This is a genomic window from Aureispira sp. CCB-QB1 (assembly GCF_000724545.1).
Taxonomy (GTDB): domain Bacteria; phylum Bacteroidota; class Bacteroidia; order Chitinophagales; family Saprospiraceae; genus Aureispira.
The window spans coordinates 168,530-182,252 of sequence record NZ_JHBV01000041.1; the positions used below are offsets into that span (position 1 = coordinate 168,530).

Here is a 13,723-nt window from a genome sequence, read left to right on the forward strand (position 1 = left end):
AATATACAAACTTCTAAGCCAATTCCATTGCTAAATCCATATCTTTCCAATGTAAAGCAATTTTAGGAGCTGTAATTCCCTCGGGGAAATGTGCCGTGGCTTGAGTAGATTCAATGGTTGTATCAGCTCCTGCTTGTTTTAGTAATTCTGCCATCTCTAATGGTCCTCCCGTATCTGCTAAATAGTGTGTTGGTGTCCAGCCATTTGCATCTTGTGCATTGACCATTTTATTTTTTGATAATTTGAAAAATGTTTTCAAACCATCTATTCGACCACTTCCTGCCACTTGGTGCAACAGCGTTATTTGATTCCAAGGTTTTTCTTCAAAACTAGCACCATGTTTATGTAATAACTTTATAATATCGCCCACTCCCGAAGAACAAGCTACTCTCAATGGAGAAATCCCTCTATCATCACTTCTTATTACCGATACGCCACCTTTTACAAGCACTTTGACAACAGCTAAAGCATTCAAATATTCTCTATGTTCAAAAGGCGCCCATTCTTGACTGGCAATTCTCTGTTGTTCCTTCAAGGTCATTAAGCGACCAGGTTTAGGCTTGTATTTATTATAATCATAATAGTACGCTAAGTAACCTTTTTGCAAGGTACAACGTACAGGCACGCCATTTACCTCATCATCATGCACCCAATTGTCCACTCTAGTACTATACAGCGTCCAAAGTGCCTGCAACAAAGCCGTGCTACCATTAGCAGTCACAGCCGAAGTATCTGCTCCTAGTCTTAACAATGATTTTACAACCCCGACATTACCTAAAGCGCTCGCAATTAACAAAGGCGTATTCCCATCTGCATCTTTAGCATCTTTGTCACAACCATTTTTCACCAAAGCTACCACCAAGCTTGCAAAGTTAGAAGCGGCTGCCAAATGAATGGCCATTGCTCCTGAAGTCGTCTGTTGAGTCTTATTCGCTCCTGCTTTTAACAATAAAGTACAAATTGCTTGATGTCCTTCCTTTGCAGCTAAATGAAGCGGATATAACTGATCTTTATCTGGCAAATTGGGATCAGCACCTTCCTTTAACAACACCTTGACTACCTCAGTGTGTCCCATCAATGCAGCAGAATGCAAAGCACCAGTATGTGCTCCCAACGCATTGGGATTAGCCCCCCTTTTTACCAAAGACAAAACATCTTTGGCTGCTCCTCCTTCTACTGCCAAAATCATCTGCTCATCCAATGAGCTTAGCTTTTTCATTCCATTTATTTTAGTACTCTTGCCAATTTAGTATCTTTCCAATGCAACGCAACTTCTTCAGCAGTACAACCAGGTGGCATACCTGCTCCTCGTCCTTCTTTGCTTTTGATGGCAGGATCAACGCCTTTTTCAAGCAATAAAGTTGCCATCTTCAAGGGTCCTCCAATATCTGCCAAATAATGCAAAGCCGTCCATCCAAAATCATCTACAGCATTTGCGTCTATTACTGCCCCTAGCTTCAAAAATTGCTCTAACCCATCTAAGCGACCACTCCCAGAAACTCGATGTAGTGGAGTAGCATTTTGATACCCACGAACATCTAGAACTGCCCCCTTGTCGTAAAGTTGTTGAATGACCAATGCCTCCCCAGTATGGCAAGCCATATTGATTGGAGTCTGTTTAGTATCATTAGCAGCATTGACATCCGCCCCTGCTTGGATCAAAAACATAGCCGTATCTAAGGCATCCAAATACCTCAAATGATTTTTAGGTCCCCAATCTTTGTTTGCGTATATTCTTTGTTCCTCAATAGTCAACAGATCGCCTAATTGATCTGCCTCACTTGGATTATAATCTCGATCACATCTAAAGCAACCCTTTTTGATTTCATAACGAATCAAGCGTTCATCTTCTTTCTCTTCGTATATCCACTCTGCTGTTCTAGTGCCGTACAACTGTCTCAAAGCCTTGATCAATGGCGTATCTCCTCCTAAGTCTTTGTTGTTCGCGTCTGCTCCTGCATCTATCAAAAGGCGAACAACTTCTGTGTTCCCCAAGCTTGCAGCAGCAGCCAAAGGGGTCAAACCATTAACATCCTGTGCTTCTATATTGGCACCTGCTTCTAACAACACAGGGATTACCGCAGCATAATTGGACGCAGCGGCTACATGCAGTGCCGTTCCCTTTTGAGAGGTCAAGGCATCAACATTAGCACCAGCATTAATTAATTGTTTGGCAATTGCCACGTGCCCTCTACTAGAAGCTAGATGTATCGGATAATATCCTTGTACATCGTTTGCATCTGCTTTTGCTCCTTTGCTCAACAACAACTCAACAACAGTACCATGCCCATTGAATGCAGCACAATGCAAAGCCCCCGAGTTGGGTCCCATTGCATTAGGACTAGCCCCTTCTTCTAGAGCTTTTTGAACTCCGTCTAAATTGCCAGTTTCTGCGGCAACAACTATTGCTTGATCTAATGTTTCATTCATAGCTTGATTTATTTAATAAGTAAAATTGTTTAATAGCCGATGAGAATTTTCAGTAGGAATACCAAAGCTCATCGGCTAGCAAATTTTAGAGCATAAAAAATAAAACTTAGCTATTTTCTTTTTCCTCTCGAGCCGCTTTGTTCTCTAATTCTTTTTTCTCCGTTTCTGGATTTTTTTCTACAGCACCGACTATTCGAATCTTCGTTTTATTAGGAATTGTATTGGCTGAAATAGTCACGGTTTTATCTTGTTCTCCATTCTTACCTTTACTACTAAACTTCACTCTGATTTCTCCACCATCACCAGGAGCAATTGGTTCTGAAGGCCACTCTGGTACTGTACATCCACAGCTTCCCTGTGCATGACCAATAATCAAGGGATTTTTCCCTACATTCTTAAACTTAAAAATATGTTCTACGGATTCTCCTTCTACTAACGTTCCAAAATCAAATACCTCTTCTTCAAATTCAATTTTAGCAGCTGTTTCTGGTGAAATAGCTTCGTCTGCGGTTACAGGATTGCTAATTAGTGATGAATTGCTAATGCCATCCATTTGTTGAACTTCTGTAGCAGTAGGCACTGTTTTTTTAGGTTCATCTGCCGATGAACAAGCCGTAAATACATAAAGGACACTCAATAACAAGATTAATTTACTCATTGTTTATTATTTTATACTATTAATTTTAGTACTTCGTGGATTAGCTCCCTGTGGTCGTGAGAGCGCAAGCTTAGTTTTTTAACTTTTTTGTAAAAAATTAAAAAAGCATCTTTGCATTATTTTAATTATCAACCCTTTAAAGAATATCGATAATCAAACTGATGCGATTTAGCTGCGCTGCTACTGCGTGGTTTCCACGAAGTAATGAATTTTTGACACTTCACAAGCTTCCTGTAGCCAATTAATGCGACAGACACCACTATGAAGCAATATTTTTTATATTTTATCTGGCTTTGACTGTTTCGAAAACTCCAATAGCCAAAGTATTCCCCCTGATATAGCCAAATTATCTTTTTGAATAACCAAAGATTTTCGATACTCAAACTGTGCTTGCAAATACAACATTTTTGACAGCCTGATGTTCACTCCTGCCCCCATGGGAATTTGAAAATCAAAATTTCCATTTCTTTGGGACAAGTACAAGCCTCCTACTCCCAACAAAATATAAGGTGCAATCAAAAAGTCTTCTTTCAAAAGGTAATCATTGTTAAACTTATAAACTGCTACCAAATCGCCTCCAAAAAACAACTCATTTCTTTTTCGCCTAGAACATGGTTGACACAAACTATCTGTCGCATCAAAAATGAGGTGATGTGCATCTATACTACCTATTCTCAAAGGCAGTCCTATATTCAAAGATTTATTAATATGCCTAAAAAAACCTATTTCCCCAGCATAATTAACATCCTCTGGATGCAATATACGCCCAGGGTTGGCTACTTGAAAAACGGTATCTAAAGTATTGTAATCTGTAATTACAAACTTATAAGTTAAGCCGTTTTTGGTTGTAGATATTTGGGCAACCACTTGCAGAGACAGGACACAACAAAACCATAGGAAAATAATACGCATTGATTGGTAGTTTGGTTAAGATTTGCTCACATGAGATGACAAGCTCTATTATTTACAAAAACTTATTCGAGCACATCCACTCAAATAAGTTTTTGTCTATTAAATGTACTAAAAATTACTACATGAAAAAAGTAATTTAATCTAGCAAATTACTACTTTTATTTAGTTTCTATTGAATCAATTTTCTTTGAGTCCTCTGCCCTCTTTGCTAATCAACCCCTTTTCCATCAAATCCTTCATCAAACGATCCAAGATACCATTAATAAAACGCTTACTTTTGTCCGTGCTATAATCCTTCGCTAAACTAACATATTCGTTAATCGTCACTTTGGTTGGAATTGATGGGAAATATAAGAACTCACAAATTCCTAATTTGAGCAACAACATATCCAACACAGCAACTCGGTCTTCGTTCCAGTTTTTTAGTTTATCAACGACTAAGTCGTGTAATTCATCGTTGTGACGAATAGCCTTGTACAATAACTCCTTTCCAAAGTCATGCACAAATTCCTCATTAGGCAATTGAGCAATATAAAACTCATCCTCTTCTGGCAAAGAACGTACAGAACGTTTGATAGCACCAAAGATCAAAGATTGATCGTCTTCTGAAGTTGGAGAAATATCTTCGAGGTGTTCCAAGAAGTGCTCATTCTCCAGCATAGATTTATATAAGTTCACCAAACAATACTGGTGTTCTCTAGCTGGCATAGGAGACATTTCTAGGTAGGAATTATAATATTCTGATTTCGCAAAGTTTTGATACAACTTGCGCACCAAGTCATCGTCAATGATGTTACTCAATTTTTCTTTTCTAATCCTAGCATGAAAATCTTCGTTCTCTCGAAGAGCTTCTAAAACAGGATTTTCATAAAGCCTAAGAGAAGCTTTTTTATCTTCTTCTGTAGGTACAAATTTTTTAGATTTTATGTCAAAATCTTTCTTTGAATAATTAGCAACCCTTATCAGGTAAAGCATATTCAACAAATACAAACGATAACTCTCTTGGACTGCTTTGAGATAATCTTTCTCTGCAATGGCAGTATTCGTATGTTCGCTTTGTAAATAAGCATATAATGTTTGCAATACCTTGATACGAATATTGTGACGACTAAGCATACTAAATTATAGATATAAGTATAGTAGTGAGATAAGAACTATTTACATTGAAGTGCAAATGTACAAAAAGTTTATAAATGCGTTGTCAATTTACTTTCTTTTTTAAGAAGAGTATTTAATTTTGTGTCCCATAATAAGACTTTATTTAAATCTATTATCCAAATTTACTCAAAATAACACCATGCCCGTTCCTAAAGAATTTATTTACGAAGGTGAATTTACCATTCGAACTAGTGAAATTGATCGCGCCAAAAAAGTCACAGCAACGGCTTTTATTGATTTAATGCAAGAAGCTGCCATGCAAAATGTTATTGAACTCAAAGTTTCTGTTTGGGACATGGCTGAGAAAAACATCTCTTGGGTTTTGATGCGCAAAAATCTTAAATTATATCGCTTACCTTCTCTTGGAGAAACCATCAAAATACAAACGTATCCTGCTGGTTTTGACAAATTATTTACTTATAGAGATTATAAAGTTTTTGATCAAAACAATACGTTGTTAGCTGAATCTTCTTCGACTTGGTTGTTAATGAATACCATTAGACGAAGTATAGCTAGAATTCCCGAAGAAATTCGTGTGAGAGGTGATTTTGACACCTCTAAATGCCTTCCTCATGCCAAAAACAAATTGCCTAAATTAACAAGAGTGGATCTACAAAAAACATTTGTTGTCAACTGGCACGATATGGATTTTAACGAACATCTTAATAATGTACGTTATATGCAGTGGATGTTTGAGACCGTTGATTATTATTTAAAACATACAGGCAAATTAGAGGAACTGGATATTATTTACAAAGCAGAGTGTTATTGGAAAGATACAGTAGAGGTAAGTACACAAAAAGTAGATGAGACGGTCTATTTACATCGTTTGGTGCGCTTATCAGATGGGGAAGAAATTGCTTTGGCAAAAACGACATGGAGCCAAGTCTTATAAATTTATATTAAAAAAATACAACTAGCCTACCCTTTTTTTCGTCCTAAAAGCAAGTGTCCTCTTTTGGTATATAGAGTATCTTTTTTATATTAAGGGTTGCTAATCAATCGTTCCCAAAGCTACAGTATTTTTTTTACTAAAAATAAGATGCATGCACCACCAATTAATTCTTGTGTTAATATTAGTAATGGCATTTCCCAAACTAATATTAACAAAATCCCCTTTGTCTCAGCTCACTTTGAGCAATTACCGAAACTACTTCTTATTCATTGCGCTCTTATTTGTTTTTAGTGTTTCAAAATCTTTTGCTCAAGAAAAGGACAACCCAGAGGCTCAACACAATCATGTAGACCAAGCCTTAATCAACCGCCTTTCTCAAAAAATCGAACAGGCAGAAAACGACTCTATAAAAACGACCTACATCATGAAACTGGCATATGCCTACCTGTACCATCTCCCTGATTCTACTATCAATGTGGCTCAAAGAGGGTTAAATATTCTAGAAGGGGATACATCTTCGTGGGTACCTGCTATACAAGTACAACTGATTGCGTTTGTAGGTCATGCCCATCGATTTGGAAGTAGTTTTACAGCAGCAGTTAATGCTTTTCAAAAAATGCTAGCGTATAGTATTTCTTGGAATGATAGCAACCTGATTGTACAATCTTATTTTAACATAGCTGCTAGTTACGCAGAACAAGAGAAACACGATTCTGCGGTTATTTTTGATTTAAAAGCATTAGAAATACAAGAAGCAACTCATTCTAACCAGTTAGGAAAAAGCTATAATAGTGTTGGTTTGGATTATTTGAATGCCAAACTATTTGACCAAGCTTTGATCTATTTTAATAAAAGTATTGCCCTAAAAAAAAAGAACAAGCAAGATAATTTATTAGGAAATACATACTTTAACCTAGGAACTACCTATAGAGATCTCGCCAAACAAGATAGTGCCCTTTATTTCTATGAGTTGGCACTTAAAAATGCCAAGATATACAAAGATAGTATCTTCATTATGCAATCTTTAGAAGCCATAGGTATCATTCACTCTATCAATGGCGATTATGCCCGTGCAAAAGAATACCTATTACAGGCTATTTCTCTTTTTAATTTTTTAAAACTTCCCTATAACAGTCGAATTGTCAATAGTTATCAAGAGTTGGCAAGGGTTTATATTACAGAGTCTAATTTTGAAGAAGCCGAAAAACTATTAAACAAAAGCAAACAAATACTTTATAACAATAAGGCTTCTATCAGCAATAGAATGAAGCAAAATTTAGAGCTTTGGCAGTTATTGGCTTGGTCAAAAAAAGATTTTGCCAATGCAAGAATTTATTCGCAAGAATATGCAGACCTAATAGATACACTGCACCAACGAAATATAGACCAAAAAGTATACAAACTTTTACTTACATACGAAGATCAACTAAAAGAGCAACGAATCAAGTCATTAGAGCAACAACAAGAAATTTCGAATTTAAAAAACGAACGACTCAACCAAAGTCTTTACTTCATGGTGATTATCATTATCGTTATGCTTCTTATTGTTGGATTTTTGTATCGTCTGAATAAATGGCGTTCAAAAGTCAATTTGGAATTGGAAACATTAAACAACACCAAAGACAAGTTATTTAGTATTATTGCTCATGACTTAAAAAATCCATTGTCTGCGTTTCGTTCTATTACTCAATCGCTATCCGAAGACATTTTTGACATCAGCCGAGACGATTTAGATTATTTTATCAAACAACTCAATACTTCTGCTAGCAATCTCTTCGATTTGCTTCAAAACTTATTGTATTGGTCTATTTCTCAAACAGGACGTCTAGAATTTCAGCCTCAGAAAATTACTTTAACTGAGACTACCGACGATGTTTTTAGCCTATTAGAAAGTAGCGCTAATATTAAGAACATTGGACTATCCAATACCATCTCCACAGAAACTGTTGCCTGGGCAGATCAAAAAATGACGCACACCATTTTAAGGAATTTAATAGCCAATGCCATTAAGTTTACCCCTAATGGAGGGAACATATCTGTTTCTTCCAACATCAATAATTCGATGTTGACTATTTCGGTGACTGATACAGGAAAAGGAATCTCACCCCATATTGCCCCAACACTATTTATGCTCAATTCTAGCAAAAACGAACGAAATGAAGTGGAAGGAAAAGGAACAGGCTTAGGACTTATACTATGCAAGGAATTAGTAGAGCAACAAGGCGGAAATATATGGTTAGAAGATACTTCTTCCTTAGGCAGCACCTTTAGTTTTACGCTTCCCACTCCATCCAAAAATATTTAAAATGAAAAGTCCCATTCATATTATCATTGTTGATGATCACCAAATTGTCATTGACGGTATTCGTGCCATGCTACTAACGAACAAAACCATCCGAGTAATTGGTACCGCCTTAGAAGCTCAAAAACTCTGGGAACTGTTGCGCCACAAACAACCTGATGTCTTGTTATTGGATATGAATTTGCCGCTTGTTAATGGCATTGAAATTACAAAAAAAATTATTGAAGAATACAACAATATACGAATATTGATGTTAACCGCCAATACAGATAAAAATACAATTTTAAAAGCTGTAAAAGTAGGTGTGCATGGTTTCTTGCCCAAAGAATGTCGAAAAGAAGAATTGCTGCTAGCTATCGAGCGTATTGCCAATGGAGAACATTATTTTGGAAAAGATATTGCTCCTATCGTGTATCAAAGTTTTGCCAATCAAGTCTCTGGAAAATCCAAACTTATCACTAATTCCAATTTAACAGAACGAGAAATTGAAGTCGTTCGAGGTTTTGCCAATGGGCAAAGCTATAAAGAGATAGGCATGGCTTTGTTTATAAGTCCTAGAACAGTCGAAACGCATAAAAAGAACATTTTCAAAAAACTCAATTTTCAGAATCAAGCCGACTTAATCAAATATGCTATCAAGGAAGGTATCATTGAGCTTTAGCCTATTCATTGAGCTGAGCAACGAATCCATATTCTAGTAAAAATACGATAGACTTTAAACCTTTCTGATATCCATCCGTAATTTTACGGACAAGAGAAATCCCGAAAAAGCGGGATTTCTCTTTTTTATTTTTTGATCGAAATTTGGTTTAAGGGAGTGAGTATTACACTAGACTTCTCCTAAACACAAAAATATTGATTGCCTCACCCAATTCAATACAAAGTATTCTCATTATCATCCTTAAAATTATTACACCAATGAAAGAATTGATTTTACTCCTCCGTAATGTAGGAGTCGAAAAGCTGCTTTTAACCAAAGCAATTCCGCTCAGTATTGCTCTATTATTAACCGAAACCTTCGTTAAGTTGGGCAGTTTCACTTTTGAATTTTTTGCTTTTGCTCTACTCTTTTGGGGATTGTCTACAATTGGTTCACTTTTCATCAAAACACCTTAATTATGAATACAATCATTATCAAAAGAATGCGGTGTTATGAAAATGAAGATGATCTTGGAGACGACGAAATCAAATTAAGAATAAAAGCGGATGGGCATCGAGGGGTTACCCTTCGAAATAGTGATTTTGACAATGGTCAAACTTGGTCGATCAATCGTTCTTATACCTTTGAGCACAAAATCACTCTAGAAGTATATGATGAAGATCCCTTAAGTAGCGATGACAAATTAGGCGTGCACACCTTTGATGGTCGGGTTTCTATGTACGATGCAACCGCTTCCTTTACTAGAGACGAGTCTGACTACGAGCTCATTTTTGATTTAATTGTGGCAGAAGATGCCCCTCAACTATTTGAGCCCAAACTAGGACGTCTTAATATCCGTGACTTCTTTAGCCGCATGGGTAGAGGACTCTTAGATATTAAACAACACCGTACTAGAATTTTAGAACCAAGCATTTATCAAATCGGAAATGAAGTGATTAGCCTAAGGGAAACGTTTAATCGCCATGCCTCGCAAGATGGTGCTAAAAACAACACGGCTTCGGTTAGAGAATGGGTGCAGACACATTGCAATTTTTTTAGTAAAAAGACCTACCATTCCAATAAACCACGTTCAAGTCAAAGAAGAACGTTTTTTCATGGAGACAATTGGCACAAGGTTTCCAATGAATTGAGCCATCAAATAGCAGGTTTTCAAGAATATAGTCGTGTTACAGCTACCGACAACCCAACTAGTCACGAAACACGCGACTGGAATTGGGACTTGTTTCCTGATCCTCAGTTTATGTATCTGCTGGGTGAAGGTATGAAAACAAAAGGGCAAGGCAACGAAATGGTTCCTTTTATACACAACGAATCAGAAACGGGATCTTTTCCTGTTCAATGGCGACCTTTTTGGGGAGAATATATTACCTTTTGGGGGCGGCATGTTTGGGATACAGGACACGCTCCTGTTCGCACAGAAATTCATCCCATGCACACCATGATCCGAGAACATACTACAGCTAGTCATATTGGTAACAATGGTGCTATTGTTCCTGTCAATCAAGCTTACATTGGAATGGGTCTATCTGGCGGCTTTCCTAATGGCACCAAAACAAGATGGAAACACGAATTTGGTGGCATTCCTAAAGGAGTTACAAGCGACTCGAAAGATTGTTGGGCTACCAATCTAAAAAAACATCCCCTCAAGTTTAAATTTTATCCTCCTGTCAAACGCCCTAGCCCTACAGCTTCTTTAGTTTTTAATATAAAGTTTTGTCAACATATTACTGTTAAGGATGGGGAGCAACTGGACGATTTTTTAAGCTTAACGCAATACGACAACCCTTCTAAAGGCGGCAAACACAAAGGATTTAGAGATTGGCATAGTATAACGGGCTTTACTCCTATTGATACTCCTATAAACTTTCAGCCAAAGGCCACTTTAATCCATGGTCCTGATGGTGCACCTGCTTACTTTGAGGTAGAGGCCAACCTATCTGGCATGACTGATATTCCTGTTGGCTATTATGCTATATTAGAATGCGGTTGGAGTGAATTAGGTTTCCATTTACTACAGGAGTATGAAGTTACTTTTGAAGAAATGAAAGTCAATATCAAAGGCAGTACGTTTGGCAATGAATGGCATTTATATTATGGTGTTAATGGCATGTGGTCTGCTTGGTGGAATGGCAAAATTCGTGCAGGCAAAACATTTAAGAAAAATACAACACACCGAGTTTGGGTCTTAGATAGAATGCCGCTTGTCATTAGGGATTGTGGAGTTGAATGGTATGGCACCGACTGGGGCAATGAAGCAATTGATAATATTAACGTTGTTATGAAAGGACCGAAACATCTAGATGCACTCAACGAAGATTATATCATAGGCGATCCTCGACACTTTAGTTTAATTAGAAGCGATAATCGTTCTACCAGATTAAAAATAAGAGGACAAGGTCGTAACCGCTTCACCTCACATGAATGGATTATTAACATTGAACGGACACAAAAACATGGCTACCTTGAATCACTCTAACATACAATCTGCCATCTTAGGGAATTCCAAATTTATGGTTGGCGACAATCCTCATTACTGGAATCCTATCGAATCGGCAATATCTCTACTAGTCACTATTTCTGGTGGTCATCAAGAGGTTTACGGCTATTACTCTGCTACAGATAATTATCTAAAGGTTCACCCTGATATTTTTAGGCAAATTTTGAAAAATACAGCTTATCAGATTTTCAAACATCAAGAAAAAAACATTGTTGATTTAATCAAAGAACATCGTTTTATAAAAAATAAAATCACAGCAGGTCCTTTCGAGAATTTGGAGAATGAACACCAGACAATTCATGCCTTGAGTCTTTTGTTAACGGATATTTCTTTTTATCAAGAATTACGTCGCAAAGGATATATGGATTGGGATGATGGAACGTATGAAGCTGCAATTATTATAGGCTATGGTTGGAGAAAAATACTCCCGATAAAAGTTAAGTTGACTCAATCTAGTGCAGACGTTCACTTTGAAACACGACAATTGATACGAGATGCTTTAAAGAGCTATCCTAAAAATACTTATTTGCAATTTGTAGCGCAGCGATATAGTTTGTCTTGGTATACGAAGAACAACATACAATTACAACAAAGTTTGGGCTATTTTCAAACTTTAGCTAACTCTAGGAAGCGGTCAGAATTAGCTGTGACTATGAAGACACTGGGACAATCGTCTTTGGTTGATATAGGGCTTAGGTATCAAAAACCTGCTTTGATTCATTCTTCTCTCAAAAAACTAGAACGAAGATTTTCATCAACGCAAAAAAATCAAAATATGATTCTTTTTGCAAAAGCTTGGGCTAGTGTTTATGACAATAAAAAAACACAGGCTAAAACGCTTGCTTTAAAAATTGCTGCCAGTCACAATTCTTTCTTAAAACACCAAGCAGTACATATCCTAAAGACACTTGGTGAAACTCGAAAAGCTGCTAGTATTTTAAAACAATAGTCAACCGACCAACTCCAATACTACTTACCAACCTAACCTTCAAATTAAAAAATTAAATTATTATGAATAGCGATATAAAATTAGATAACTCAACAATAGAAATCCTTGGCGACAATACCAAAGTGACAGGCTTACAGTTGGAAATCAACAATGAGAACAACCAATTTAAGAATAAAACAACAAATAAAATCTTTGTAGAAATTAATCCCAAACAAAGAAGCATGAATATTAAAAACGTCTTGGGAAAAGACACTATAATATTTAATGGAGATAATGCCTCCTTGGTTTTGGGAGATGCAGAGGGTAAAAATGATGGTGATTTATATATTAAAAATAGCGCAGGAAAGACAACCATCCATTTAGATGGGCAATATGGCAACCTAACACTTGGCACTAATGGCAAGGATGGTAACCTTTATCTTAGAAATCACGCAGGAAAAATAACGTCTAAGCTCGATGGTGATACCGCAACGCTTAGCTTAGGGCGGCAAAGAAGCCCTGGTAAACTTCTTCTTAAAAGTAATACTGGAGAAGATTTTGTACAGCTAGATGGCTTATTAGGTCAAATAAATTTGGGTGCTCAAGGTAGCGAGACAATTCGAATGAATGGGCTTTCAGGAGCTCTTATTTTGGGCAATAAGGAGCAAGATGGAGAACTTATTATCAAAAATCGCCAAAACAAAACAACAATTTCTATTGACGGCAATAATGGCGACCTCAAATTTTTGACAGCAAATGGCACCGTAGCTGTTTTAGCAGAACTCAAAGCATTAAGAGCAGAAATCGAACGTTTAAAGGCTCAAATCGAGCCCTAAGAATGTTGAAAAATAAAAAACTAGCACCACACCAGTGCTAGTTTTTGTCTTTACATCCCGAAATTAATATAATTAGAATTTATTACCCCTAACAAACTCTATAAGTAATTCTCAGTATTATAGGGACTTTAATACTTGATTTAACTTGTGGTTATTTGCTAGTTATAGTACTTTATGAGCCAATCATATTATTTAAACAAACCTAATAAATCGTTTATTCTCACTTTAAAAAAAGAACCAAGAACATATTGCACCGCACTTGCAACATATCCTTGGTTTTTCCTTTTAACTTTCTTCACAATTCAAAGATGCAATAAATTTACCCCACAAAAAAAGACTTTTTACAGCAATTATCTGATTTATAAAACCACAAATTATCTAAAAACACACTCCTAAAGCCTTACAAGGAGATTTTTCCCTGAAAAAAGATCCGACAATTTAGATTT

12 protein-coding genes are annotated in these 13,723 nt (G+C 36.6%); 7 read left to right on the plus strand and 5 right to left on the minus strand.

Annotated features, from left to right (window positions below; genetic code table 11):
* Positions 1-13: 13 nt before the first annotated feature.
* The 5 genes from CG11_RS21195 to nusB all read right to left on the minus strand — a co-directional run bounded on the left by CG11_RS21195 (position 14) and on the right by nusB (position 5,116).
* A complete protein-coding gene (locus tag CG11_RS21195) occupies positions 14-1,219 on the minus strand; it encodes an ankyrin repeat domain-containing protein (RefSeq protein ID WP_052598850.1) in 1,206 nt (401 codons plus the stop codon).
* Positions 1,220-1,224: 5 nt separating this feature from the next.
* Positions 1,225-2,430, minus strand: a complete 1,206-nt coding sequence (locus tag CG11_RS21200; RefSeq protein WP_052598851.1) for an ankyrin repeat domain-containing protein — start codon at positions 2,428-2,430, stop codon at positions 1,225-1,227.
* Positions 2,431-2,536: 106 nt separating this feature from the next.
* A complete protein-coding gene (locus CG11_RS21205) occupies positions 2,537-3,088 on the minus strand; it encodes a DUF1573 domain-containing protein (RefSeq protein WP_063833166.1) in 552 nt (183 codons plus the stop codon).
* Between the two features lie 276 nt (positions 3,089-3,364).
* The gene (locus tag CG11_RS21210) at positions 3,365-4,000 is read right to left on the minus strand and encodes a hypothetical protein (protein WP_052598852.1); all 636 of its coding nucleotides are present in this window, start codon (positions 3,998-4,000) and stop codon (positions 3,365-3,367) included.
* 177 nt (positions 4,001-4,177) lie between these two features.
* On the minus strand, positions 4,178-5,116 hold the full coding sequence (gene nusB, locus CG11_RS21215; RefSeq protein WP_052598853.1) for a transcription antitermination factor NusB: 939 nt from the start codon (positions 5,114-5,116) through the stop codon (positions 4,178-4,180).
* Positions 5,117-5,297: 181 nt separating this feature from the next.
* On the opposite strand from nusB, the gene CG11_RS21220 reads away from it, so the two are divergent.
* From CG11_RS21220 to CG11_RS21250, 7 genes are all read left to right on the plus strand, one after another.
* Positions 5,298-6,053 (plus strand): acyl-[acyl-carrier-protein] thioesterase, encoded by a 756-nt coding sequence (locus CG11_RS21220; RefSeq protein WP_052598854.1) that lies wholly within the window; start codon positions 5,298-5,300, stop codon positions 6,051-6,053.
* Between the two features lie 151 nt (positions 6,054-6,204).
* Positions 6,205-8,358, plus strand: coding sequence for a tetratricopeptide repeat-containing sensor histidine kinase (locus CG11_RS21225; protein WP_052598855.1), 2,154 nt, complete (start codon positions 6,205-6,207; stop codon positions 8,356-8,358).
* Between the two features lies 1 nt (position 8,359).
* A complete protein-coding gene (locus CG11_RS21230; RefSeq protein WP_052598856.1) occupies positions 8,360-9,016 on the plus strand; it encodes a response regulator transcription factor in 657 nt (218 codons plus the stop codon).
* 257 nt (positions 9,017-9,273) lie between these two features.
* Positions 9,274-9,471: a hypothetical protein gene (locus CG11_RS21235; protein WP_052598857.1), complete on the plus strand. Its 198-nt coding sequence runs from the start codon at positions 9,274-9,276 to the stop codon at positions 9,469-9,471.
* A 2-nt stretch (positions 9,472-9,473) separates the two neighbouring features.
* Positions 9,474-11,492, plus strand: a complete 2,019-nt coding sequence (locus CG11_RS21240; protein WP_052598858.1) for a hypothetical protein — start codon at positions 9,474-9,476, stop codon at positions 11,490-11,492.
* Positions 11,470-12,462 carry a hypothetical protein gene (locus CG11_RS21245; protein WP_052598859.1) on the plus strand — a complete coding sequence of 331 codons (993 nt, stop codon included), beginning with the start codon at positions 11,470-11,472 and terminating at the stop codon, positions 12,460-12,462. The genes CG11_RS21240 and CG11_RS21245 overlap by 23 nt, the downstream gene beginning before the upstream one ends.
* A gap of 62 nt (positions 12,463-12,524) precedes the next feature.
* Positions 12,525-13,277 (plus strand): hypothetical protein, encoded by a 753-nt coding sequence (locus CG11_RS21250; protein ID WP_052598860.1) that lies wholly within the window; start codon positions 12,525-12,527, stop codon positions 13,275-13,277.
* Positions 13,278-13,723 lie beyond the last annotated feature (446 nt).

Bases quoted from the DNA above. Each gene is read 5' to 3' on its own strand.
- CG11_RS21195 (WP_052598850.1), bottom strand. From the start codon at position 1,219: ATGAAAAAGCTAAGCTCATTGGATGAGCAGATGATTTTGGCAGTAGAA.
- CG11_RS21235 (WP_052598857.1), top strand. From the start codon at position 9,274: ATGAAAGAATTGATTTTACTCCTCCGTAATGTAGGAGTCGAAAAGCTG.
- CG11_RS21245 (WP_052598859.1), top strand. From the start codon at position 11,470: ATGGCTACCTTGAATCACTCTAACATACAATCTGCCATCTTAGGGAAT.
- CG11_RS21205 (WP_063833166.1), bottom strand. From the start codon at position 3,088: ATGAGTAAATTAATCTTGTTATTGAGTGTCCTTTATGTATTTACGGCT.
- CG11_RS21230 (WP_052598856.1), top strand. From the start codon at position 8,360: ATGAAAAGTCCCATTCATATTATCATTGTTGATGATCACCAAATTGTC.
- CG11_RS21225 (WP_052598855.1), top strand. From the start codon at position 6,205: ATGCACCACCAATTAATTCTTGTGTTAATATTAGTAATGGCATTTCCC.
- nusB (WP_052598853.1), bottom strand. From the start codon at position 5,116: ATGCTTAGTCGTCACAATATTCGTATCAAGGTATTGCAAACATTATAT.
- CG11_RS21200 (WP_052598851.1), bottom strand. From the start codon at position 2,430: ATGAATGAAACATTAGATCAAGCAATAGTTGTTGCCGCAGAAACTGGC.
- CG11_RS21220 (WP_052598854.1), top strand. From the start codon at position 5,298: ATGCCCGTTCCTAAAGAATTTATTTACGAAGGTGAATTTACCATTCGA.
- CG11_RS21250 (WP_052598860.1), top strand. From the start codon at position 12,525: ATGAATAGCGATATAAAATTAGATAACTCAACAATAGAAATCCTTGGC.
- CG11_RS21210 (WP_052598852.1), bottom strand. From the start codon at position 4,000: ATGCGTATTATTTTCCTATGGTTTTGTTGTGTCCTGTCTCTGCAAGTG.
- CG11_RS21240 (WP_052598858.1), top strand. From the start codon at position 9,474: ATGAATACAATCATTATCAAAAGAATGCGGTGTTATGAAAATGAAGAT.